The organism is Bradyrhizobium sp. WSM1743, from assembly GCF_000473065.1.
GTDB lineage: Bacteria > Pseudomonadota > Alphaproteobacteria > Rhizobiales > Xanthobacteraceae > Bradyrhizobium.
Window position 1 is genome coordinate 168664 of record NZ_AXAZ01000010.1, and the last position, 24297, is coordinate 192960.

The window sequence follows — 24297 nt, forward strand, 5'->3', positions numbered from 1 at the left end:
GCGCGCGTAGCGCGAACCCGGAATCCATTTATCCGCGTCACTAGTGGCTCGATGGATTCCGGGTTCGCCGCTGCGCGGCGCCCCGGAATGACGAGTGGAGAGAGACGCGCGATCGCCCTTAGGCCGCCGGCTGCACCGCCTTGTCGCCGGCCATCACATGGGTCAGTGCGCTCTTGATCGCAGCCTGCCGCGTCGGCGCGTTGATCTGCGCGCCCAGGAGGTCGGTGACGTAGAACACGTCGCGCGCGCGCTCGCCGAAGGTCGCGACATGGGCCGAGGCGATGTTAAGATTGAGCTTGGAGATTGCCGTGGTCAGCTCGTAGAGCAGGCCGGGCCGGTCGAGGCCGGAGACCTCGATCACGGTATAGCGGTCGGACCACTGGTTGTTGATGGTCACTTCCGGCTCGATCACGAAGGGCTTCGCCTTGCTGCGTACGGTGCGTCGCGCCACGGCTTCGGGCAGGCGCAGCTTGCCCTCCAGCACGTCCTCGATCATCTCGCCGATGCGCGTGGCGCGCCTGCCCTCGTCCTCGTCGCGGTCGTATTCCCGCGAGATCGAGATCGTGTCGAGCGCGCGGCCGTCGGTCGTGGTGTAGATCTGGGCGTCCACGATGTTGGCGCCGGCCGAGGCGCAGGCGCCCGCGATGATCGACAGCAGCCAGGGATGGTCGGCCGCGAAGATCGTGAGCTCGGTGACGCCGCGCACCTCGTCGAAGCCGACATTGATCGCCAGCTTGTGGCCGGCCTGCTCGCTGGAACGCACGAAGCGGGCGTGGCGGATCTTGCGCGGCAGCTCGACCTTGAGCCAGTAGGCCGGATAGTGCCGGCCGATATAGGCATCGAGTTCGTCCTTCGGCCATTCGGCAAAGGCCATGCGGAATTCGGCGTGCGCGGCCGCAAGGCGCTTTCCGCGATCGACCTCCGAGAAGCCGCCCGTGAGCACCGGCTCGGTCTCGTAATAGAGCGAGCGCAGAAGCTGCGCCTTCCAGCCGTTCCAGACGCCGGGACCGACGCCGCGGATGTCGGCCGTGGTCAGGATGGTCAAGAGCTTCATCTGCTCGACCGACTGCACCACGGCGGCGAAATTCTCGATGGTCTTGCGATCGGACAAGTCGCGTGACTGCGCGACCGTGGACATCGTCAGATGCTCCTCGATCAGCCATGCCACCAGCTCGGTGTCGGCCGGGCTGAAGCCGAGCCGCGGACAGAGCCGGCGGGCCACCTTGGCGCCGGCGATGGAGTGATCCTCGGGCCGGCCCTTGGCGACGTCGTGCAGCAGCGTGGCGATATAGATCACCGCGCGGTGCTCGGGCCGGGTCTTGCGCATGAGGTCGCTGGCAAGCGCGAACTCCTCGATGCCGCCACGCTCGATGTCCTGGAGGAAGCCGATGCAGCGGATCAGGTGCTCGTCGACGGTGTAGTGATGATACATGTTGAACTGCATCATCGAGACGATCTTGCCGAAGGCGCGGATGAAATGGCCGAGCACGCCGGTCTCGTTCATTCGCCGCAGCACGATCTCCGCGTTGTCGGAGGTCAGGATCTCCATGAACAGCCGGTTGGCCTCGGGATTTTCGCGCAAGCCCGCGTTGATCAGGCCGAGTGAGCGCGTCACGTCGCGCATCGCGTCCGGGTGGAAGGCGAGGTTGTTCTTCTGCGCGAGGCGGAAGATGCGGATCAGATTGACCGGATCGTGCCTGAAGACGTCCGGTGCGGCGATGTTGATGCGGTTGTTGTCGACGATGAAGTCGTCGCTGTCAGGGACACGCCGCTTCGCCGCGGTCGGTCGCAACCGCGCCATCATTCGGCTCAGCACCGGGGCTGGCTTGGCCTGCTGGTCCTCGAGCTTGGCGCAGAGGATGGCGGTGAGGTTGCCCACTTCCTTGGCGACCAGGAAGTAGTGCTTCATGAAGCGCTCGACGTCCTGCATGCCGGGATGCGAGGTGTAGCCGAGCCGTATCGCGATCTCGCGCTGGAGGTCGAAAGAGAGGCGCTCTTCGGCGCGGTTGCAGTAGAAGTGCAGATTGCAGCGGACCGACCAGAGAAAATCGGCGCAGCGGCGGAAGCTGCGATATTCCTGTGCGTCGAACACGCCGCGCCCGACCAGCTCGTGAGTATCGCGCACGCGATAGACGTATTTGGCGATCCAGAACAGCGTGTGCAGGTCGCGCAAGGCCCCCTTGCCGTCCTTGACGTTGGGCTCGACCAGATAGCGCGACTGGCCGCCGCGGCGGTGCCGCTCCTCGCGCTCGGCGAGCTTTGCGGTGACGAATTCCGACGCGGTGCCCTGAACCACTTCCTTGTCGAAGCGCTCGACCAGCTCGTCATAGAGCGGCTTGTCGCCGGTGAGGAAGCGCGTCTCCAGGATCGCAGTGCGGATCGTCATGTCGCCGCGCGCCTGCCGGATCGATTCGTCGACCGAGCGGGTGGCATGACCGACCTTCAGCCCCATGTCCCAGAGGCAATAGAGGATTGCTTCGGCGACCTGCTCACCCCAGGCGGTCTGCTTGTACGGCAGGATGAAGAGCAGATCGATGTCGGATTCCGGCGCCATCAGGCCGCGGCCGTAGCCGCCGGTCGCCACCACCGCCATGCGCTCGGCGCCGCTCGGGATCGGCGAGCGGTAGAGATGACGGGTCGCAGCCGAATACAGGATGCGAATGATCTCGTCCTGCACGTGGCACAGCCGTTCGGCGCAGCGGCGGCCGTGACGATCCTTCAGCAGGATGGCCTGCGCCGCGGCGCGCGACGCGATCAGCTCGGCCTTGAGCAATTGCGCCATCGCCGTGCGGAACGCGTCCTCGCGCCCCTCGTGCTTCTCGGCAAGGGCATCGACCGCGGCGGTGATCCGCGCGGTATCGAAGCGGTCATCCGTTTCTGGCTTCTTCTCAATCGCGACGCTGTCCATGTCTCACCGGATATAAGAGGCGAGAGGCGCTGTCACCCGGCATTCTCTGGCAACAGGCGTTCCATGCTGGAAAGCTGCGGGTTTGCGCAAATCTGTTCTCGGGCCGCGCGCTGGCAAGGGGCGGATTTTCTCGTTGACCTCTAGATATAACTCATTGAAAAACAATGAAGTTTTCAGGAGTCTGAGCATGGCTGGGATTGCACGACGTATTCTTCTGGCGGGGGCTGTGGCGCTCGCATTGACCCCCGCGGCCAAGGCGGCGGACCCGCTCAAGGAAATCCGCATCGACTGGGCGACCTACAATCCGGTGTCGCTGGTCCTGAAGCAGAAGGGGCTCATGGAGAAAGAGTTCGCCAAGGACGGTATCACGGTCACCTGGGTGCAGTCGGCCGGCTCCAACAAAGCGCTTGAATTCCTCAGCGCCGGCTCGATCGATTTCGGCTCGACCGCGGGCTCGGCGGCGCTGGTCGCCCGCATCAACGGCAACCCGATCAAGTCGATCTACGTCTATTCGCGCCCTGAGTGGACCGCGCTGGTAACCGGCAAGGACTCCAAGATCGCTGGCGTTGCCGACCTCAAGGGCAAGCGCGTTGCGGTGACGCGCGGCACCGACCCGCACATCTTCCTGGTGCGAGCGCTGCTTGGTGCCGGCCTGACGGAAAAAGACATCACGCCGGTGCTGCTCCAGCATGCCGACGGCAAGACCGCGCTGATCCGCGGCGACGTCGACGCCTGGGCCGGTCTCGATCCCATGATGGCGCAGGCCGAGGTCGAGGAAGGCGCAAGGCTGTTCTATCGCAAGGCCGACGCCAACACCTGGGGTATCCTCAATGTGCGCGAGCAGTTCTTGAAGGACTATCCCGACATCGCTCGCCGCGTGCTCGCGGTGTACGAGGAGGCGCGCAAATATTCGCTGGCGAATTACGACGAGCTGAAGAAGACCTTCATCGCCGTCACAAAGCTCCCCGAGGCTGTCGTCGACAAGCAGCTCAAGGAGCGCACTGAGCTCACCCACAGCCGCATCGGCGCGCCCCAGCGCGAATCGATCCTCGCCGCCGGTCTTGCACTCCAGCAAGCCGGTGTCGTCGATGCCAAGGTCGACGTCAAGGCGACGCTGGATGCCTTGATCGACGACCAGGTTCCGCTGCCGACGAATTAGGTCGGCAGGAAGAGGCAAGCGCGCGCACCACACTCCGCCGTCGTCCCGGGCAATCGTAAGCGCAGACCCGGGACCCAACCACAGGGAGCGGTTTCGCGCGAGGACGGTTACTCAGAGTCCCCGTAATCACATCTGCCTGTGGGTATGGGTCCCGGATCGGCGCGCGCTTAAGGCGCGCTTGTCCGGGACGACACCTGACAGCCTAGCAACACCGTGGCAATCTCACCCCAGACGCGCTTCCTACCGGCCATGATCTCCGACGCTCCAGTGTTGCAACGATCCTCGGAACCAGCCGAGAGCGCCGCCGCGCCTTCGCGGCTGTCGCGCTATGCGCGGCCGGTGCTGGGGCTGCTGCTGCCGCTGACGCTCGCGCTGGGCTGGGAGCTCGTGGTGTGGCTCGGCTGGTCCAATGGGCGCCTGGTGCCGCCGCCCTCGCGCATCTTCACCACGATCACTGACCTCACCCATTCCGGCGAGCTGGTCCGCCACATCGCAGCGACGCTGTGGCGCGTCGGTCTCGGCTTTGCCTTCGGCGTGATTGCCGGCACGCTGTTGGGAGCGATCTCCGGCTATTGGTCGCTGGCGCGCCGGCTGCTCGATCCGACCGTGCAGGCATTGCGCGCGATCCCCTCGCTCGCCTGGGTGCCGTTGTTCATCCTCTGGCTCGGCATCTTCGAGACCTCGAAGATCGCGCTGATCGCGGTCGGTGTGTTCTTCCCGGTCTATCTCGGCGTGATGGGCGCGATCCTCTCGGTCGATCGCAAGATCGTGGAGGTCGGACGCGTCTTTCGTCTCTCTGGGTTTGGCATGATCCGCCGCATCCTGTTGCCCGCGGTGCTGCCGGCCTATGTCGTGTCGCTGCGCGTCGGTCTTGGCCTCGGCTGGATGTTCGTGGTCGCAGCCGAATTGATCGGCGCCTCCGAAGGGCTCGGTTATCTCCTGCTCGACGGCCAGCAGCTCGGCAAGCCCGCGCAGATCCTGGCCGCGATCGTGACCTTCGCCATCCTCGGCAAGCTCACGGATTGGCTGATCGAGATTGCCGCCGCGCCCTTCCTACGCTGGCAGGACGCATTCGGGCAGGCAAAGGGAGCTTGAGGCGATGCTGGCGCTCGACCGGGTCAGCAAGACCTATCCCAACGGCGTCGAGGCGCTGGCGCGCTTCTCGGCCGAGATCAGGGTAGGCGAGATCATCGCCATCATCGGCGGCTCCGGCTGCGGCAAATCAACATTGCTCCGCGCCATCGCCGGCCTCGACCGCGCCAGCTCGGGCACGGTGACGCTCGATCATGAGGCGATCAGTTCGCCGCATGCCAAGATCGGCATCATCTTCCAGGAGCCGCGGCTCTTGCCCTGGCTCAGCGTCGCCGACAATATCGGCTTTGGCCTCGCCGATCTGCCTGCGATCTCGCGGCGCGAGAAGGTGGCGCGTGCGCTCGAGCGCGTCGGGCTCACTGAGAAGGCGCAGGCCTGGCCGCGCGAGCTCTCCGGCGGCCAGGCACAGCGGGTTGCGATCGCGCGGGCGCTGGTGCCGCAGCCGGAGGTGCTGCTGCTCGACGAGCCCTTCTCCGCGCTCGACGCCTTCACCCGCCGCGACCTTCAGGATCATCTGCTCGACCTCTGGGCCGATACGCGGCCGACGCTCATCCTCGTCACCCATGACGTCGACGAGGCCGTGGTGCTGGCCGACCGTGTGCTGGTGATGCGGCCAAGGCCGGGCCGGCTGTTCGACCAGATCGAGATCAATCTGGGTCGCCCGCGCGACCGCAATTCGCCGCTGTTCGAGAATTTCAAGCGCAGTGTCCTGACATCACTCGACCGTTCGCTCGACCGCAACGTGCCTGACCGGGACGCAACCCAGGGTCCCGGTCACGCCATGTGGTGGTGACAATTTCTCTCTGAGCCGGTACATCGAGAGGCGATTTTCCCGGGAGAGAACAAAATGGACGCTGCAGAGCTGCGCCAGATGCAGGCCCCGATCAAGGAGCGCTACAAGACCGATCCCAAGGCCGCACTGATCACGCTGAAGGCCAAGGGCTCCACCGACAGCGAAGGCATCGCCTGCAAGGTCGAGACCGGCCGCGCCATCGCGATGGCTGGCCTGCACCCCGCCACCGGCGGCTCCGGCCTCGAGCTCTGCTCCGGCGACATGCTGCTGGAGGCGCTGGTTGCCTGCGCCGGCGTCACGCTGAAGTCGGTCGCGACCGCGATCGAGGTGCCGCTCAAGACCGGCAACGTCTATGCCGAGGGCGATCTCGATTTCCGCGGCACGCTCGGCGTCGACAAGGAGACGCCGGTCGGGTTTGCCGAGATCCGTCTCCGCTTCGAGGTCGACACCGACGCGCCGCAGGACAAGCTCGATCTGCTGCTCAAGCTCACCGAGCGCTATTGCGTGGTCTACCAGACCATCAAGAACGGCCCGAAGGTCTCGGTGTCGATGCAGCGGATGTGACTTGCTGACCCTCCCCTGGAGGGGGAGGGTCGATCGCGCGCAGCGCGAGCGGGGTGGGGTGATCTCTCCACTCGGGGATCATGTCCGTCGAGAGACTGTCACCCCACCCCGTCTCATATTTCGCTGCGCTCCATATGAGCCGACCCTCCCCCTCCAGGGGAGGGTAAGAAGCCAAAAATGTCCCTCGACCTCCACTTCATCCTCTTCCTGCTCCTGCGCATGGCAATCGCCGCAGCGTTCGTGGTGACGGCCTCGATCATCACCGAACGCGCCGGGCCTGTGATCGGCGCGCTGGTCGCGACCCTGCCGGTCTCGGCCGGTCCGTCCTACGTCTTCCTCGCGATCGACCATGACGCCGCCTTCATCGCGCAGGGCGCGCTGGCCAGCCTGCCGGTCAATGCGGCGACGATCTTCATGTGCCTCACCTATGTCGTGCTGGCGCAGCGGCACAGTCTTGCCGTAAGTGTCGGAAGCGCCATCGCGGTGTGGATCGTGCTCGCCTCGATCATCCGCCAGTTCGACTGGTCGCTCACCGCCGGCCTTGCCGCCAACCTCGTCGCATTCGGCATCTGCATTCCGCTGCTCGCGGGCTACCGCCATGTGAAGATGCCGCTGGTGACGCGCCGCTGGTACGACGTGCCGATGCGGGCCGCGCTGGTCGCGACCCTCGTCGCCATCGTGGTCTCGACCTCCGGCTGGGTCGGTCCCCGCATCAGCGGCATCATCGCGCTCTATCCCGTGGTGTTCTCCAGCATCATGGTGATCCTGCATCCGCGCATCGGTGGACCGCCGACTGCCGCCGTGCTCGCCAACTCCGCCTGGGGGCTGCTCGGCTTTGGCATGGCGGTTGCGGTCCTGCATCTCGGCGCCGCCCATTTCGGCTCCGCGATCGGCCTCAGCATGGGACTTGCCACCTGCATCGCGTGGAACCTGACGCTGTGGTGGAACGGGCGAAGGAAGCGGATCGCGGCGGCGTAGTCTCGGCGTCATTCCGGGGCGCCTCGAAGAGGCGAACCCGGAATCTCGAGATTCCGGGTCTGGTCCTTCGAACCATCCCGGAATGACGCTCTTAATCTATGCCTTCGGCAGCTTCGCCCTTAACGCATACAGCGCATCGAGCGCCTCGCGCGGCGACATCTCGTCGGGGTGCAGCGCCTTCACCGCCTCCATCAGCAGCTCCGCTTCGCTCGGCGGCGCGGCTTCGGCGGCGGCGCGCGAGGGGACGGCGAACAGCGGCAGATCGTCCACCAAGGCTCGCGCGGTCTGGCCGCGGTCCTGCGCCTCCAGCTTGGAGAGCACGGACTTCGCACGCGTGATCACCGCCGGCGGCAGGCCGGCGAGCTTGGCCACCTGGATGCCATAGGAGCGATCGGCCGAGCCCGGCAGCACCTCGTGCAGGAACACGACGTTGCCCTGCCACTCCTTCACGCGCACGGTGGCGTTGAACATGCGCGGCAGTTTTGCCGAGAGCGCGGTCAGCTCGTGGTAGTGCGTCGCGAACAATGTGCGGCAGCGGTTGCTCTCGTGCAGATGCTCGATCGCGGCCCAGGCAATCGACAGGCCGTCGAAGGTCGCGGTGCCGCGGCCGATCTCGTCGAGGATGACGAGCGAGCGCTCGCCGGCCTGGTTCAGGATTGCCGCGGTCTCGACCATCTCCACCATGAAGGTGGAACGGCCGCGGGCGAGATCGTCGGCGGCGCCGACGCGCGAGAACAAGCGGTCGACGATGCCGATCCGCGCGCGAGTGGCCGGCACGAAGCTGCCGATCTGCGCCAGCAGCGCAATCAGCGCGTTCTGGCGCAGGAAGGTCGATTTACCGGCCATGTTCGGGCCGGTCAGCAGCCAGAGCTGGCCGGATTTTTGGCCAGGAGCCGGCGACAGGTCGCAGGCATTGGCGATGAACGGCTCGCCGTTGCGCTTGAGGGCCTGCTCCACCACGGGATGGCGGCCGGCCTCGATCGCGAAGCTGAGCGAGCCATCGACCTCGGGTCGGACATAGTTCTCGTCGACGGCGAGCTTGGCGAGCGACGTCGCGACATCAAGCAGCGCAAAGCCCTGCGCCGCGGCACGCAGATCGTCGCTGATCTCGAGCGCCTTGGCGGAGAGCCGTTCGAAGATTTCGAGTTCGAGGCCCAGTGCGCGGTCACCTGCATTGGCGATCTTGGCTTCGATCTCGCCAAGCTCGGAGGTGGTGAAGCGCACCTGGCCCGCCAGCGTCTGGCGATGGATGAAGGTGGCGTTCAGCGGCGGCGACATCAGCTTGTCGCCGTGCTGCGCGGTGACCTCGACGAAATAGCCGAGCACGTTGTTGTGGCGAATTTTCAGAGCCTTGACGCCGGTGTCGTCGGCGTATCGCGCCTGCATCGAGGCGACCACGAGGCGCGAGGCGTCACGCAGGTTCCGCGCTTCGTCGAGCGCGGGCTCATAGCCCTGGCGAACGAAGCCGCCGTCGCGCTTGATCAGCGGCAGCTGCTCGTCGAGTGCGCTGGCGAATTCGGATGCGAGCGCGCGCGATGGCCGTTGCAGCGCCGCCATCACCGCCGCGATCTCCTGCGGCGGCTGATCGATTTCGCCGAGCCGCGTCAACACCTGGTCCGCAGCGATGATGCCGTCGCGGATGCCGGCGAGGTCGCGCGGCCCGCCGCGACCGACCGAGAGACGAGCCAAAGCGCGCGACATGTCGGGCGCGCCCCGCAGGATGCTGCGGATGTCCTCGCGCGCCGCGGAATCGGCAACGAAGGCGCTGACCGCGTCGAGGCGGCGCGCGATCGCAGGCGCATCCGTCAGCGGTGCCGCGAGGCGTTGCGCCAGCAGGCGCGAGCCCGCGGAAGTGACAGTGCAGTCGATCGCGTCGAGCAGTGAGCCGCGGCGCTCGCCCGCGAGCGTCCGCGTCAGCTCGAGGTTGGCGCGGGTGGCCGGATCGATCGCCATGGTCGCGCCCGAGGCCTCGCGCGCGGGCGGCGACAGCGGCGGGTGCTTGCCGACCTGGGTGCGGTCGACATAGGTGACGGCGGCGGCTGCGGCGGTGGCCTCCAAGCGCGTGAGCTGGGAGAGCCCGTCCATGGTCGCGACGGCAAAGTAGTCGCACAGCCGCTTCTCGGCGGTGGCGCCGTCGAAGACGTCGCGGGTCAGCGGCGTCACCGCCGGCAGCTCGCGCAAGGTCTGTCCGAGCTCGCTGTCATTGTAGAGTGCGTCGGTGACGATGGCCTCGTTCGGGTTGATGCGTGCCAGCGTCGCCGCGAGCTCGCCGCCCGAAACCTCGGTCACCATGAATTCGGCGGTCGAGATGTCGATCCAGGCGAGGCCGAAGCGATCGCCGCCGGCGGACGAACGGGCGCGCGCGATCGCCAGCAGGTAATTGTTGGCACGCGCATCCAGCAGCGTGTCCTCGGTCAGCGTGCCCGGGGTGACCAGCCGCACCACGCCGCGACGCACCACGCTCTTGTTGCCGCGCGCTTTCGCTGCCGCAGGATCCTCGGTCTGCTCGCACACCGCGACCCGATGGCCGGCGCTGATGAGACGATGCAGATAATCCTCGGAGCGCTCGACCGGTACGCCGCACATCGGGATATCGGCGCCCTGGTGCTTGCCGCGCTTGGTCAAGACGATGCCGAGCGTCCTGGAGGCGATCTCGGCGTCCTCGAAGAACAGCTCGTAGAAATCGCCCATCCGGTAGAACAGCAGCAGACCCTGATGGGCCGCCTTGATCTCGAGATACTGTTCCATCATCGGCGTCACGCGCGCGGCAGCTTCCGTCTGCGGTGCGGGCGCTTCGTCGGGCGGCGGTACGGGTATCGGCTGTTGCATGGTCATGGGCGGCGCAACCTACAAAATTTCGGCACCTGCTCCTATCGGTTTGGCCGGAGAGAGGAGGTTTTCCACGCTGTCCGCACGGCGGCATGCGCCGAGAGCGTGTGCGCCCCTCGAATCCCGCGCGAAACCGTCAATTGACCTGCCGCGGGCGCCCTCCTAAAACTCCGCCGACATTGAAGAATTTGGCCGGATCGCGGCATTCAGGGAGAACAACGATGCGTGACGTCTTTATCTGCGATGCCGTGCGGACCCCGATCGGCCGCTTCGGCGGCTCGCTCGCCAAGGTGCGCGCCGACGATCTCGCCGCCGCCCCGATCAAGGCGCTGATGGCCAAGCACCCCAATCTCGATTGCGCGCAGATCGATGAGGTCTTCTTCGGTTGCGCCAATCAGGCCGGCGAGGACAACCGCAATGTCGCGCGTATGGCGCTGCTGCTGGCAGGTCTTCCGGACTCGGTTCCCGGCCAGACCCTCAACCGGCTCTGCGCCTCCGGCCTTGATGCGGTCGGCGCCGCGGGCCGCGCCATCCGCTCCGGCGAGATCGAGCTCGCTATTGCCGGCGGCGTCGAGTCGATGACCCGCGCACCGTTCGTGATGGGCAAGGCGCAGGAAGCCTTCTCGCGCTCGGCCGAGATCTTCGACACCACCATCGGCTGGCGCTTCATCAATCCGCTGCTTAAGGCGCAGTACGGCGTCGACGCGATGCCCGAGACCGGCGAGAACGTTGCCGAGGAATTCCAGGTCTCGCGTGCCGACCAGGACGCCTTCGCCATCCGCTCGCAGCAGCGCGCCGGCGCCGCGATCGCAGCCGGCTATTTCGCCGAGGAGATCACCCCGATCACCATTCCCGGCGGCAAGGCCGGCCCGATCACGGTCGACAAGGACGAGCATCCGCGCCCCGAGACCACGCTGGAGGGCCTTGCCAAGCTGAAGCCGATCGTGCGCAATCCCGGTACTGTCACTGCCGGCAACGCCTCCGGCGTCAATGACGGCGCCGCCGCGATGATCCTCGCGTCGGAAGCCGCGGTGAAGAAGCATGGCCTGACTCCGCGCGCGCGCATCCTCGGCCTCGCCTCGGCCGGCGTGCCGCCGCGGATCATGGGCATCGGTCCGGTTCCGGCCACCCGCAAGCTGATGGAGCGTCTCAGCAAGAAGATCAGTGATTTCGACCTGATCGAGCTGAACGAAGCTTTCGCCTCGCAGGGCATCGCCTGCCTGCGTCAGCTCGGCGTCGCCGACGATGCCGATTTCGTCAATCCGCACGGCGGCGCCATCGCGCTCGGCCATCCGCTCGGCATGAGCGGCGCGCGGCTTGCTCTCACCGCCGTCCACGGCATGGAAAAGCGTGGCGGCAAGCTGGCGCTCGCCACCATGTGCGTTGGCGTCGGCCAGGGCGTCGCGGTCGCGATCGAGAAGCTGAATTGACGAGACGCACGGCGTCTCGTCATCCCGGGGCAGCCCGACAGGGCTGAACCCGGGATCTCGAGATTCCGGGTCTGGTCCTTCGGACCATCCCGGAATGACAAGGGGCATGGGGTCTCGAAACCCGCTTCCCCAAATTAGTTATATCCTATAATGATTGGCGGAAGCGTTGACCGGCCGAACCACAATGGCCGGGGAGGAGTTCGCCATGACATTCATTTATCCTGTCGACAGCAACAAGGCGCATCCGCTGCCGCTGTCGCCCGACTACAAGAGCTCGATCAAGCGCGCGCCGAACAAGCCCTTGATCCCGATGCGCCATACGTTGTCGGAGCTGACCGGCCCGGTCTACGGCCACGAGACCGTGCGCGAGGGCGACAACGATCTCACCACTCAACACAGTGGCGAGCCGATCGGCGAGCGCATCATCGTGCACGGACACGTGCGCGACGAGGACGGCCGCGGCGTGCCGAACTCGTTGATCGAGATCTGGCAGGCCAATTCCTGCGGCCGTTACGTTCACGTCCGTGATCAGCATCCGGCGCCGCTCGATCCGAATTTCACCGGCGCGGGCCGCACCGTGAGCGATGCTTCCGGCTACTACCGCTTCGTCACCATCAAGCCCGGCGCTTACCCCTGGGGCAATCACCACAACGCGTGGCGGCCTGCGCACATCCATCTCTCGGTGTTCGGCCATTCCTTCGTCACCCGCCTCGTGACGCAGATGTATTTCCCGAACGATCCCTTGTTCCCGTTCGACCCGATCTTCAATTCGGTTCCGGACGAGAAGGCGCGGGCGCGGATGGTCTCCTCGTTCGATCTCGAGAACACAAAACCCGAATGGGCGCTGTGCTACCGCTTTGACATCGTGCTGCGCGGCAAGGATGCCACCCCCATGGAGAACCACTAAGTGCAAGAGTCTGTGAAGCCTGACGGTATCACCCCATCGCAGACGGTCGGTCCGTTCTTCAAATACGGCCTGACGCCGAACGGCGAGTACGCCTGGAACGACGCGTTCACCAACTCGACGCTGACCCCCGACGTCTCTGGCGACCGCATCCGCATCGAGGGCCGCGTGTTCGATGGCGACGGCATCGCCGTGCCCGATGTCATGCTGGAGATCTGGCAGGCGGATGCGCAGGGTCGCTTCGCCGACCCGCAGGACAAGCGTGCGCTGCCGAATGCGAGCTTCCGCGGCTTTGCCCGCTGCGGCACCGACAAGGACGGCAACTACGCGTTCGAGACCATCAAGCCGGGCGCGGTGCCGGATCCCGACGGCAAGCCGCAGGCGCCGCACATCCTGCTCGCGGTGTTCGGGCGCGGCATGCTCAGGCATCTCTACACCCGCATCTATTTCAGCGACGAGGCCGGCAACGCCGCCGATCCCGTGCTGGCGCTGGTGCCGGCTGATCGCCGGGCCACGCTGACCGCGGTGCGCGAGGCCGGCAAGCCGGTCTACCGGCTCGACCTGCGGCTTCAGGGCGACGACGAGACGGTATTCTTCGAGATGTGACGGAGGACTGGCTGTCAGCAACCCTCATCGTCCCTGGAAGAGGTGAGGCGCGACGGACGCGCAACAATCTCGCTGTCGTCCCGACCTAGTGCGCAATTGCGCACGGGGGGGCCGGGACCCATAGCCACAGGGCGCCGTTGCGGTGCGAAATGGTAACCCCGACTCTTCGCTAAGCTCGATCCTGTGGTTGGGTCCCAGATCGGCGCGCGCTTTGAGGCGCGCTTGTCCGGGACGACGGCGGAAGTACCGTTTCCCGTAGTTTTCCGGTGTCCGCGCGATACAATTTCTGCGGGACGCAATGCCGTATTTACCACCGTGGTCTAGGGTCGATGCGAATTCATCGCGCGCCCTGGATTATTTTCATGAAATTTCGCCTCTCGTTGTCCTCCGCGATCATTGCGTTCGGGATCGTTCTTGCCATCGGCTTTACTGCGGTCGTTTCCACCAGTCTCTACGCCCTGCGTGAGCTTAAGGTCGGCGGCCCACTCTATTCCGACATCAAGCTCGGCAACGACCTGATCGCCGACATCCTGCCGCCGCCCGAATACGTCATTGAGGCGTATCTCGAGGCGACGCTGGCCATGCGCGAGCCGGACCAGCTGGCGGCCCATGGCGAACGCCTGATCCAGCTCCGCAAGGATTACGACGAACGCAAGGCGTTCTGGGTCTCCTCCAGCCTCTCGGCCGACCTCAAGACCGCGCTGGTATCGAAGTCCGATGCCGAGGTGCAGAAATTCTGGAAGGCATCCGAACAGCTCTTGCCGGCCCTCAAGGCCAAGGACACGGCTGCGTCGGAGCGCGCCTACGCCCAGCTCAAGGACGCCTATACCGCGCATCGCACCGTCATCGACAGCATCGTCGAGAGCGCCAACAAGCAGAACGCCGCCATGGAGAAGCTGGCCGCGGACCGCGACAGCTCCATTCTTTATATTCTCCTCGGCGTCTCCGCCGCCGTCCTGGCCTTCATTGCCGCTGGCCTGCTCGGTGTTGCCCTCGGTGTGGTGCGTCCGATCGTGCGCATGACCGACACGATGCAGAAGCTCGCGACCGGCGATCTCGCCGCCGACATTCCCTTCGCGCACCGCCAGGACGAGGTCGGCTCGATGGCGGGCGCGCTTTTGGTATTCAAGCAGGCGGCGGTCGAGAATTCCCGTCTGCGCGAGGAGCAGTTGCGGCAGGAGCAGGAGGCGGCGCTTGCCAAGCGCTCCGCCCTGCACCAGATGGCCGAAACGGTCGAGCGCGAGACCGGCCGCTCGGTCGATACCGCGACTTCTGCGACCCAAGGCGTCGAGCGGGCCGCGTCCGGCCTGTCGGAGATCGCGAAGTCGCTTTCTGCGCAGTCGCAGGCAGTCGCGGCGGCCTCCACGCAGGCCCTCGGCAGCTCGCAGGCCGTCTCGGCAGCGGCCGAAGAACTCAGCGCCTCGATCCGCGAGATCGCGGGCCAGGTCGCGCGGACCAGCACCGTCACCAAATCTGCGGTCGCCGGCCGCGAGCAGGCACGCTCGACCATTCAGGCGCTGGCGGGATCAGTGAAGAAGATCGCCGAGGTCTCCGACCTTATCGGCGGCATCGCAGGCCAGACCAACCTCCTCGCGCTCAACGCGACGATCGAGGCGGCGCGCGCCGGTGAAGCCGGCCGCGGCTTCGCGGTGGTCGCCGCCGAGGTGAAATCCCTGTCCGACCAGACCGCCAAATCCACCGAGGAGATCGGGCGGCTGATTGCCGAGATCCAGACCTCGACGCAGGCCGCGGTCGACGCCGTCGAGGCCATGGGAGGCCACATCGTCGAGATCGACGGCGTGGCGACCTCGGTTGCCGCTGCGATGGAAGAGCAGGATGCCGCGACGAGGGAGATCGCGCGGTCGATTTCCGAATCAGCCTCTGCGGCGAAGGAGGTCTCGGCCAAGATCGGCAATGTCAGTCGCGATGCCGCCTCAGTCAACGAGCGCGCCGCGGACGTGAGGCAGGCGATCGCCGGGATGGCGGCCAATCTCGAACAGCTGCGGTCGGTCGTGGTCCGGACCGTACGGGACTCCACCGCCGCGGCTTGATCCCGCATCAGGCCGGCCGCTGGTGCCCGGGGGCGTGATCGTGCAGTATGGCGCGGGACAGGGGCATCGTGGTTCATGACATCTCCACAATTGCCGGCGGTCGTTGAGCCCGCCCGACTGACGGCCGCGCTACGCAGGGGCGGCGTGCTCGACGCCGGCGCCGTGCGCGAAGTGAAGGTGCTGCACCAGCGTGACACCGTCGTGTCACATATCGTCAGGCTCGGGCTGCGCTATGTCGGCGAATCCGCCGGCGCCCCGCAGTCGCTGATTCTGAAGACTCCCAATTCCGCCTTCGCCGAGGGCCTCGCCAATGGCGGCCGGCGCGAGGTGGACTACTACACCCAGCTCGCGCCGAAGATGCCGCCGGGGCTCGTGCCGCGCTGCTTTGACGGCCATTTCGACGAGCACAGCCTCACCTGGCATCTGCTGCTCGAGGACCTCACCGACAGCCACGAAATCGCGATGGCTTGGCCGGTGCCGCCGTCGCGCGAGCAGACGTTCGCCATCGTCACCACGCTCGCGCGCTGGCATGCAGCCTGGTGGGACCATCCGAGCCTCGGCGACACCGTCGGTACCTGGGCGAGCACGGAGGACGGCGCGCAACGCATGGAGACGTTTGCGGGCCATTATGACCGCTTTGCCGACCTTCTCGGCAATCGCCTCAGCGAGGAGCGGCGGATCCTCTACCGTCGCCTCATCGATCGGTCGGAGCGGCTGTCCCAGCGTTACCATTCACGCCGTCACCTCAGCATCACGCATGGCGATGCTCATGTCTGGAATTTCCTGCTGCCGCGCGCGGGCGTTGCCGATACCGTGCGCATCTTCGATTTCGACCTTTGGAGCATCAACGTTCCGACCCACGACCTCGCCTATATGATGGCCATGCATTGGTATCCGGAACGCCGGCAGGCGCTCGAGCGGCTGCTGCTCAATCTCTACCACGACACGTTGATGGAAAGCGGCATCACCGGCTACACGCGCGGTGCGCTCGATCGCGACTATCGCTGGGCGGTGCTCTGGCAGATCACGAGGCCAGTCTGGCAGTGGAGCATCAACATCCCGCCGTTGATCTGGTGGAATAATCTGGAGCGGGTGATGATGGCGGTCGAGGATCTGGGCTGCGAGGAGTTGTTGGGGTAGGCGGCACCACAAATTCGGTGTCGTCCCGGACAAGCGCACCCTCAAGTGCGCGCCGATCCGGGACGCATACTCCCAGGAAGAAGTCGTTGCGTGACGCTGGTAGCTCCGAGTCGCCGTAACTACGGCTTCCTGTGGTCATGGGTCCCGGATCTGCGCTTACCCTTGTCCGGGACGACAGCGGCTACTCCATCACCGCATGCTCCGGCCCCGCCGCCTGCTTGCGCAGCGTGGCCTTGGTCGAGCCGATCAGCAAGGCGAGCGGGATGGTGCAGAGGATGAAGACCATCACCAGCTGGTAGTCATGCGCGAAGGCGATGATCTGCGCCTGCACGCTGACCATCCGGTCTGCCATGGCGCGGCCGGCGTCGGTGGACAGATTGATCAGGCCGCTGACGCTGGGCATCTGCAGCGCGTGGTTGAACGGGTTGACGTGCTCGGAGAGGATCGCATAGGTCCGCCGCGTCCCCTGCGTCAGCTCGGCGATGACGACGGAAATGCCGACCGAACTTGCGACGTTGCGCATCAGGGTCAGCATGGCGGTGCCGTCGGTGCGCAGCTCGTTCGACAAGGTCAGGAACGCTACGGTCGAGAGCGGCACGAAGACGAGGCCGAAGCCGAAGCCTTGGATGACGCTGACGGTGACGATCTCCGGCACCTGGGTCAGGTCGGTCCAGCCGGTCATCTGGAACAGCGAGCCCGCGGTCAGCGTCAGGCCCGCGATGATCAGCGTGCGCGCCTCGAAATAGCGCATCATGCGGCCGACCAGCATCATGGCGAAGAAGGTGCCGAAACCGCGGCTCGCCAGCAGCAGCCCAGCGGTGATGATGGGATAACCGATCACGTTCTGCATGTAGGGCGAGGCCAGCGCCATGGTCGAGAACAGCACGAGCCCCATCACGATCATGAACACGCAGCCGGTGACGAAGTTGCGATCCCGAAACAGCGCAAAGCGGATGAACGGCGTCGAGGTCGTGAAGGAGTGCGCGAGGAAGAAATAGAAGGCGACGGCCGAGACGATGAATTCCGCGACGATCTCGTTCGATTCGAGCCAGCCCAGCTGCTCGCCGCGGTCGAGCGCGAGCTGCAGCGCGCCGATCGCGATCGCCAGCGCGGCGAAGCCGAACCAGTCGAATTTGAGGCTGAGGTTCTTCTCGGTTTCGTCCATGAAGACGATCAGTCCGAGCACGGTGATGGCGCCGAACGGCAGGTTGACGAAGAACACCCAGTGCCAGGAATAGGTCTCGGTGAGCCAGGCCCCGAGAGACGGCCCCATGATCGGGCCCATCATCACGCCCATGCCCCAGATCGACATCGCCTTGGCGCGTTCCTGGAGCGTGTAATAGTCGAGCATGACCGACTGCGACAGCGGCACCAGGGCGGCACCGAACACGCCTTGCAGCAGGCGGAACAGCACCATCTGGTTGATGTCCTGCGCGAGGCCGCACAGCACCGATGCCATGGTGAAGCCTGCCGAGCAGATGATGAAGATGCGCTTGCGGCCGAAGCGGTTGGCGATCCAGCCCACCGGCGCCGTCATGATCGCGGCAGCAACGATGTAGGAGGTCAGCACCCAGTTGATCTGGTCCTGCGAGGCCGACAGCGTGCCCTGCATGTAGGGCAGCGCGACGTTGGCGATGGTGGTGTCCAGCGCCTGCATGATGGTCGCGGTCATGGCGCAGATCGTCACCATGTTCCGGCGCAGGCCGGGGACCATCAGGCTGGCGTTGGGGCCGGACATCGTGGCAGATCCTTAGTCCTTGTCCTGGCCCGCAGTCGCCGACAGGCCGAACAGGCCGGCCAGCGAGCGCCGATGGCCGGTGTCGATGGTGGCATAGACGCTCATGCCGGCCTTCAGCTTCCGCACATATTTGTCGGTCTCGTCGAAATAGATACGGATCGGCACGCGCTGCACTACCTTGACGAAATTGCCGGTGGCATTTTGCGGCGGCAGGATCGCGAATTGCGCGCCGGTGCCCGGCGAGAGCGAGCCGATCTTGCCCTTGAAGACGTGGTTCGGGAACGCATCGACCTCGAGCGTGACGGGCTGGCCTTCGGTGACATAGGTGAGGTCGCTCTCCTTCGGATTGGCGTCGACCCAGGGATGGGCGACGTCGATGATGGAGAACACCGGTGTGCCGGCGGCGACGAAACGTCCGAGCTGAATCTGCTCCACCTGCGTCGCCACGCCATCCATCGGCGCGCGCAGCACGGTGTGGTCGAGATTGCGTTGGGCATCGTCTAGCTTGGCTTTCGCCTGCGCATAGGGCGGGAATTGCTCCAGCGGCAAGGCGGGATCGCCGAGCAATTGCGTCTTGGCGTTGGAGAGCTGCTGCTTGATGAACTGCGCCTGCGCGCCCGCGGTGACCAGCGCATTCGATGCGTTGTCGAGATCGAGCTGCGAGCCGAAATTGTTCTTCACCAGGGCCTGCTTGCGCTCGACGTCGCGCTGCTTCAGCTCGACGCCTTGCTGGGCGAGATTGAGCATGTCCCCGTAGATCTTGATGTTGGCAACGAGGTTGTCATAGGTCGTGCGGGCCTGCGCGAGCTGCGCCTTGGCTTCATCTACCGCCAGTCGGAACGGAACGGGGTCGATCTCGAACAGCTCGTCGCCTCGTTTGACGACCTGACCTTCCTTCACGACGACTTTCAGGATCTTGCCGGAAATATCGGGCGTCACCAGCACCTTCTGCGCGCCGACATAGGCATCGTCAGTGCCGACATAGCGGCCGCCTTGCAGATAGAAAGTGAGGCCGCCGATGGCGGCGATGAGAGGCAGCACGACCAGGAGCAGGAAACGGCGATAGCGGCGCAGGCCCGCCACCAAGCGGCGGCGCGGATCGGTGCCGGCCTTCTTGGTCGGCGTGCCGCCGTCGCTCTTCTGCTCGGGCTGGAATTTGAGGACCTGATCAGCCATAGCGCTGCTCCTTACGCGCTTGTTCCGCGCCGCTGGTCTGGATCGCGGTCCGCACGTTTTCCTTGATTGTTTCGAGCTGGACGAGAAGGCGGTGGGCGTCCGCCGGGTTGATGCCGTCGAGTGCGTTCGCGGTCAGCTCCGATTTCAGGCCGCTCATCTTGCCGAGCAGCTGCCGCCCGGCCTTCTTCAGGTAGAGACGTTTGACGCGGCGGTCCGAGGCGTCACTGCGCCGTTCGATCCAGTCGCTGTCGCAAAGCTTGTCGATCAGCCGCGTCAGCGTGATCGGCTGCATCTCGAGCAGCTCGGCGAGTTCCGATTGTTTCATCCCTTCGCTGCGCTCGACCTTCGCCAGCACCGCCCATTGCGCGCGGGTAATGCCGAAGCGCGAGGCTTCCTTGTCCGCATAGACGCGCAGCAGGCGGTAGAGCTCGCCAAGCGTGAACAGGAAATTCTGATCGACCGACCCGCGGGTCATGAACTCTATCTCCAATAAGCTTGAATATAATAAGCAAGCTTATGATTATTTCATGGCGCGTTAGCAAGACGCTGTCCCGCGGGATAAGCATGGCTGACAGCCGCCGGGTCGGTCGCGCTTTGGGTTCCGCCGCCGAAATGCTAGAAGGTAGGCCGCATGACACTCGCAAAGCCGGCATTTCCCGCGCCCGATCACGATCACCGCCGCTGCACCGCGGATGCACTCGCGCATGCCGAGGCGGTCTGCGAGCAGCGTGCGCAGAAATTCACGCCAATTCGCCGTCAGGTGCTGGGAGCGCTGCTCTCCAGCCACCGCCCGCTCGGCGCCTATGAGGTGATCGACGAGCTCGCCAAGTCGATGCCGCGGCCGGCGCCGATCACCGTCTATCGTGCGCTCGATTTCCTGATGGCCAACGGCCTCGTGCACCGCATCGAGAGCCGCAACGCCTATCTGGCCTGTGCCGCCCATGACCACGACGCGACCTCGGCGGTGGCGTTCCTGATCTGCGAGCGTTGTGGCCTGGTCGGCGAGATTTCGTCGGCATCCTTTGCGAAGGACCTCAACGCCGCGGCGCGCAATTCAGGCTTCGCACCCAAGCTGTCTGTGGTGGAGATCACGGGCGTCTGCGCCCATTGTCAGAAAATGTCTTAAAGCAACAACGGCGCAAAGCCGGATTTCAGGAAGAAATGTCCGCACCTCAAGCCATACCGTCCGCCGGCCGTCCTCTGAGCGCCGGCGCCATCGCCCTGATGCTCATGCTGTGCCTGACCTGGGGGTTCAACCAGATCGCGGTCAAGCTGGTGCTGCAGGACATCCCGCCGATGCTCCAGGCCGCCATCCGCTCGATGGGCGCGCTGCCGGTGCTGTTCATCATCGGCACCCTGCGTGGCGTGAAATTCTTCGAGCGTGACGGCACCTGGAAGGCCGGCCTGATCGCAGGGCTGATGTTCGGCATCGAATTCGTGCTGATTTTCCAGGGCCTGCGCCTCACCTCCGCCTCTCGCGCGGTCGTGTTCCTCTACACCGCCCCGTTCTTTGTCGCGCTCGGCTCCTACCAGGTGCTCGGCGAGCGTCTCGGCGGCTCGCAATGGCTGGGCTTAGCCATCAGCTTTGCCGGCGTTGCGCTGGCGATCGGCGTGCCGCAGCCCAATGTCGATTCGCATGTTCTGCTCGGCGATCTCCTGGTGGTCGGCGGCGCCGCGCTTTGGGCCGCGACGACCCTGGTAGCCAAGGGCACGCGGCTGCGCTTCGCCGCGCCCGAGAAGGCGCTGGGCTATCAGGTCGCCACATCGATCCCGATTCTGGGGATGGCGGCCTGGCTGTTCGGCGAATCCATCACGCGCATGCCGGCGCCGCTGTCGCTCGGGCTGATGGCGTTCCAGGCGATCTGGGTGGTGGGAACCACGTTCACGCTTTGGTTCGCGCTGGTGAAGGCATATTCGGCCAGCAAATTGTCCGCTTTTACCTTCATCACCCCTTTGTTTGGCGTGGTGGGTAGCTATTTCATCATGCACGACACGCTAAGCTTGGCGTTCGGGGCTGCTGCCCTCCTTGTAATCGCTGGGCTTTTTCTGGTTAACCGTCCGAGCCATACGGCTGCGGCGCCGCGCGATGCATTGCTGAACGTCACCAAAACCTGATATTTGGACCCCATGAACAAGCTCGAAAACAACATCGATTCCGACATCGCGGGCCCGGCGCCCCGGCACCGAACCACCCAGGTCAAGGTTGGCGACGTCACTGTCGGCGGCGGTGCGCCGATCGTCGTGCAGTCGATGACCAACACCGACACCGCCGATGTCGACAGCACCATCGCCCAGGTCGCAGCGCTTGCGCGCGCCGGCTCCGAAATGGTCCGCATCACCGTGGACCGCGAGGAGGCCGCGGCCGCCGTCCCGCACATCCGTGACGGCCTCGCCAAGCGCGGCATCACGACGCCGCTGATCGGCGACTTCCATTATATCGGCCACAAGCTGCTCGCGGCCTATCCGGCTTGCGCCGAGGCGCTGGCCAAATACCGCATCAATCCCGGCAACGTCGGGTTCAAGGACAAGCGCGACACCCAGTTCGCCGACATCATCGAGATCGCGAACAAGAACAACAAGCCGGTGCGCATCGGCGCCAATTGGGGCTCGCTCGACCAGGAACTGCTGACCAAGCTGATGGACGAGAACGCAGCGTCACCCAATCCGCGCGATGTGCGCGCGGTGACGCGCGAGGCCATGGTGCAGTCCGCGCTGCTCTCGGCCGCGCGCGCCGAAGAGCTCGGCATGCCCAAGGACCGCATCATCCTCTCCGCCAAGGTTTCGGCCGTGCAGGACCTCATCGCGGTCTATCAGGATCTCGCCAGACGCTCCGACTACGCCATCCATCTTGGCCTCACCGAGGCCGGCATGGGCTCGAAAGGCATCGTGGCGTCCTCGGCTGCGCTCGGCATCCTTTTGCAGCAAGGCATCGGCGACACCATCCGCATCTCGCTGACCCCGGAGCCCGGCGGCGACCGCACCCGTGAGGTGCAGGTCGGCCAGGAGCTGCTCCAGACCATGGGCTTCCGCACCTTCGTGCCGCTGGTTGCGGCGTGCCCAGGCTGTGGCCGCACCACCTCGACCACGTTCCAGGAGCTGGCGCGCTCGATCCAGGATTTCATCCGCGACGAGATGCCGACTTGGAAGACCAAGTATCCTGGCGTCGAGGAGCTCAACGTCGCGGTGATGGGCTGCATCGTCAACGGCCCCGGCGAATCCAAGCACGCCAATATCGGCATCTCCCTGCCCGGCACCGGCGAAGCGCCGGCCGCGCCCGTGTTCGTCGACGGCAAGAAGTTCCGCACGCTGCGCGGCCCGACCATCTCCGCCGACTTCAAGGCGCTGGTGATCGACTACATCGACCAGCGCTACGGCCAGGGCGCCAAGGTGCCGGCGCCCGCGGCGGAGTAGTTTTACTCCGCTCGGGCCTCATACTTCGCCGTCGTCCCGGACAAGCGCGCCTCAAGCGCGCGCCGATCTGGGACCCATAACCACAGGGTCCTGTGGTTACGACGGACTGCCACTCCGAGTCTTCGCCAAACCCAATCCTGTGGTTGGATCCCGGATCGGCGCTTGCGCTTGTCCGGGACGACGGCTGTGTTTGCGGTGCAGATTGCACATCCATCACTGCGCGCGTTACGATGTCTTCAATCAACAATGATCGGGAGACACGCCATGAGCTCACTCGCCGGCAAGCAGGGGCCGCGCTACCGCCACACGGCTGAGGACGGCGCGCCATACGAGACGCTTCAAGTCGAAAAGCTCACGCCGATCATCGGCGCGGAAATCAGTGGCGTCGATATCGGCAGGCTCGTCGACGGCGACACCCGCTCCAACCGGCAGATGGACGAGATCCACCGTGCGCTGGCCGAAAACCTCGTCATCTTCTTCCGCGACCAGCACATCACGCCGCAGCAGCATCTCGCCTTCGGCCGCAAGTTCGGCGAGCTGCATTTCCATCCGGCCGCACCGCATGAGGACGAAGATCCGGCGCTGATGAAGATCTACGCCGACAAGAACTCGCCGCGCGCCAACGGCGAGGGCTGGCACTCCGACGTGTCCTGCGACCTCGAGCCGCCGATGGGCTCGATCCTCTACATCAAGCAGTGCCCGCCGCGCGGCGGCGACACGCTGTTCGCCAACATGTATGCGGCCTATGAGGCGCTGTCGGACCGCATGAAAGCCTATCTCGACGGGCTGACCGCGCTGCATGACGGCGAGCCGATCTATCGCGGGCTCTATGCGAATTATGGTGTCGCCGACCGCCCTTCCTATCCGCATGCCGAGCATCCCGTGGTGCGCACGCATCCCGTCACCGGCAGGAAAGCGCTCTATGTCAACCGCGGCTTCACCCGCCACATCAACGGCATCCCGCGCGACGAGAGCGATGCGATGCTTGCCTATCTCTACCAGCACGCCGAGAACCCGCTGTTCCAGTGCCGCTTCCGCTGGACCGAGAATGCCATCGCGTTCTGGGACAACCGCTGCACCCAGCACCGTGCGATGTGGGACTACTGGCCGCACACGCGCTCGGGCACGCGCGTGACGGTGAAGGGGGAGCGGCCGGTGTAAAAGGCGTAGGGCGGATTAGCGAAGCGTAATCCGCCAGTTCTATCGCGGCGAGATAAGTGGTGGGTTACGCTGCGCTAATCTTACTGCGTCATGGGCGTCGACGTCCATTTGATGCTTCGCGGGCGCCACAGCACGGACATCGCGGCAAGGTCTTGATGAGCGCCCGAAGCAAGCGGGCGTGCATGGTTGCGATCGAGTTCGGGACATGGCGTTCAGGCCGCGCGGGCGGAACCTCTGGGTCGGTAATCGTCGGGTAAGGGAGGGACCTGGACCGACGGGGCGGAACGAGGTCCTGAGGGGGGAATCGTCGCCTGCTCGGCGATCAGGAAGCCGTAGGCTGCGATGCACAGGGTTGCG

At 65.4% G+C, this 24297-nt stretch carries 19 protein-coding genes and 1 pseudogene; 14 read left to right on the top strand and 6 right to left on the bottom strand.

What is annotated here, in order from left to right; genetic code table 11:
- Positions 1 to 118: 118 nt before the first annotated feature.
- Positions 119 to 2908, bottom strand: a complete 2790-nt coding sequence (locus tag YU9_RS0108815) for a [protein-PII] uridylyltransferase (protein ID WP_027572473.1) — start codon at positions 2906 to 2908, stop codon at positions 119 to 121.
- A 187-nt stretch (positions 2909 to 3095) separates the two neighbouring features.
- On the opposite strand from YU9_RS0108815, the gene YU9_RS0108820 reads away from it, so the two are divergent.
- The 5 genes from YU9_RS0108820 (at position 3096) to YU9_RS0108840 (ending at position 7494) form a co-directional block, all read left to right on the top strand.
- A complete protein-coding gene (locus tag YU9_RS0108820; RefSeq protein WP_027572474.1) occupies positions 3096 to 4067 on the top strand; it encodes an aliphatic sulfonate ABC transporter substrate-binding protein in 972 nt (323 codons plus the stop codon).
- 249 nt (positions 4068 to 4316) lie between these two features.
- On the top strand, positions 4317 to 5162 hold the full coding sequence (locus YU9_RS0108825) for an ABC transporter permease (protein ID WP_027572475.1): 846 nt from the start codon (positions 4317 to 4319) through the stop codon (positions 5160 to 5162).
- 4 nt (positions 5163 to 5166) lie between these two features.
- Positions 5167 to 5952 carry an ABC transporter ATP-binding protein gene (locus YU9_RS0108830; RefSeq protein ID WP_027572476.1) on the top strand — a complete coding sequence of 262 codons (786 nt, stop codon included), beginning with the start codon at positions 5167 to 5169 and terminating at the stop codon, positions 5950 to 5952.
- Between the two features lie 54 nt (positions 5953 to 6006).
- Positions 6007 to 6516, top strand: a complete 510-nt coding sequence (locus YU9_RS0108835) for an OsmC family protein (protein WP_027572477.1) — start codon at positions 6007 to 6009, stop codon at positions 6514 to 6516.
- A 177-nt stretch (positions 6517 to 6693) separates the two neighbouring features.
- Positions 6694 to 7494, top strand: a complete 801-nt coding sequence (locus YU9_RS0108840) for a hypothetical protein (protein WP_027572478.1) — start codon at positions 6694 to 6696, stop codon at positions 7492 to 7494.
- 96 nt (positions 7495 to 7590) lie between these two features.
- Here YU9_RS0108840 and mutS read toward each other — a convergent pair whose 3' ends face one another.
- Positions 7591 to 10329 (bottom strand): DNA mismatch repair protein MutS, encoded by a 2739-nt coding sequence (gene mutS, locus YU9_RS0108845; RefSeq protein WP_027572479.1) that lies wholly within the window; start codon positions 10327 to 10329, stop codon positions 7591 to 7593.
- 215 nt (positions 10330 to 10544) lie between these two features.
- Here mutS and pcaF point away from each other — a divergent pair, with 215 nt between their 5' ends.
- The 5 genes from pcaF (at position 10545) to YU9_RS0108870 (ending at position 16454) form a co-directional block, all read left to right on the top strand.
- On the top strand, positions 10545 to 11753 hold the full coding sequence (gene pcaF, locus YU9_RS0108850) for a 3-oxoadipyl-CoA thiolase (protein ID WP_027572480.1): 1209 nt from the start codon (positions 10545 to 10547) through the stop codon (positions 11751 to 11753).
- A gap of 205 nt (positions 11754 to 11958) precedes the next feature.
- Complete coding sequence (gene pcaH, locus YU9_RS0108855; RefSeq protein WP_027572481.1) at positions 11959 to 12660, top strand: protocatechuate 3,4-dioxygenase subunit beta; 702 nt, start codon at positions 11959 to 11961, stop codon at positions 12658 to 12660.
- Positions 12661 to 13263, top strand: a complete 603-nt coding sequence (gene pcaG / locus YU9_RS0108860) for a protocatechuate 3,4-dioxygenase subunit alpha (protein WP_027572482.1) — start codon at positions 12661 to 12663, stop codon at positions 13261 to 13263.
- A 362-nt stretch (positions 13264 to 13625) separates the two neighbouring features.
- Positions 13626 to 15314, top strand: a complete 1689-nt coding sequence (locus YU9_RS0108865; protein ID WP_027572483.1) for a methyl-accepting chemotaxis protein — start codon at positions 13626 to 13628, stop codon at positions 15312 to 15314.
- Positions 15315 to 15389: 75 nt separating this feature from the next.
- On the top strand, positions 15390 to 16454 hold the full coding sequence (locus YU9_RS0108870; RefSeq protein ID WP_027572484.1) for a phosphotransferase: 1065 nt from the start codon (positions 15390 to 15392) through the stop codon (positions 16452 to 16454).
- Positions 16455 to 16635: 181 nt separating this feature from the next.
- On the opposite strand, the gene YU9_RS0108875 is transcribed toward YU9_RS0108870, so the two are convergent.
- Genes YU9_RS0108875 through YU9_RS0108885 form a run of 3 tightly spaced genes read right to left on the bottom strand, consistent with a single transcriptional unit; the run spans position 16636 to position 19843 of the window.
- Positions 16636 to 18192, bottom strand: coding sequence for an MDR family MFS transporter (locus YU9_RS0108875; RefSeq protein ID WP_027572485.1), 1557 nt, complete (start codon positions 18190 to 18192; stop codon positions 16636 to 16638).
- 12 nt (positions 18193 to 18204) lie between these two features.
- Positions 18205 to 19368 (bottom strand): HlyD family secretion protein, encoded by a 1164-nt coding sequence (locus YU9_RS0108880; protein WP_027572486.1) that lies wholly within the window; start codon positions 19366 to 19368, stop codon positions 18205 to 18207.
- Positions 19361 to 19843, bottom strand: coding sequence for a MarR family winged helix-turn-helix transcriptional regulator (locus YU9_RS0108885; protein ID WP_027572487.1), 483 nt, complete (start codon positions 19841 to 19843; stop codon positions 19361 to 19363). The genes YU9_RS0108880 and YU9_RS0108885 overlap by 8 nt, the downstream gene beginning before the upstream one ends.
- Positions 19844 to 19999: 156 nt before the next feature.
- On the opposite strand from YU9_RS0108885, the gene YU9_RS0108890 reads away from it, so the two are divergent.
- The 4 genes from YU9_RS0108890 (at position 20000) to YU9_RS0108905 (ending at position 23940) form a co-directional block, all read left to right on the top strand.
- Positions 20000 to 20494, top strand: a complete 495-nt coding sequence (locus YU9_RS0108890; protein WP_027572488.1) for a Fur family transcriptional regulator — start codon at positions 20000 to 20002, stop codon at positions 20492 to 20494.
- Between the two features lie 35 nt (positions 20495 to 20529).
- Positions 20530 to 21483, top strand: coding sequence for a DMT family transporter (locus YU9_RS0108895; RefSeq protein WP_027572489.1), 954 nt, complete (start codon positions 20530 to 20532; stop codon positions 21481 to 21483).
- A 12-nt stretch (positions 21484 to 21495) separates the two neighbouring features.
- Positions 21496 to 22779 (top strand): flavodoxin-dependent (E)-4-hydroxy-3-methylbut-2-enyl-diphosphate synthase, encoded by a 1284-nt coding sequence (gene ispG, locus YU9_RS0108900; protein ID WP_027572490.1) that lies wholly within the window; start codon positions 21496 to 21498, stop codon positions 22777 to 22779.
- A gap of 264 nt (positions 22780 to 23043) precedes the next feature.
- Positions 23044 to 23940 carry a TauD/TfdA family dioxygenase gene (locus YU9_RS0108905; protein WP_027572491.1) on the top strand — a complete coding sequence of 299 codons (897 nt, stop codon included), beginning with the start codon at positions 23044 to 23046 and terminating at the stop codon, positions 23938 to 23940.
- Between the two features lie 212 nt (positions 23941 to 24152).
- On the opposite strand, the pseudogene YU9_RS47530 reads toward YU9_RS0108905, so the two are convergent.
- Positions 24153 to 24297, bottom strand: a pseudogene (locus YU9_RS47530) (IS701 family transposase); the annotation flags it as partial.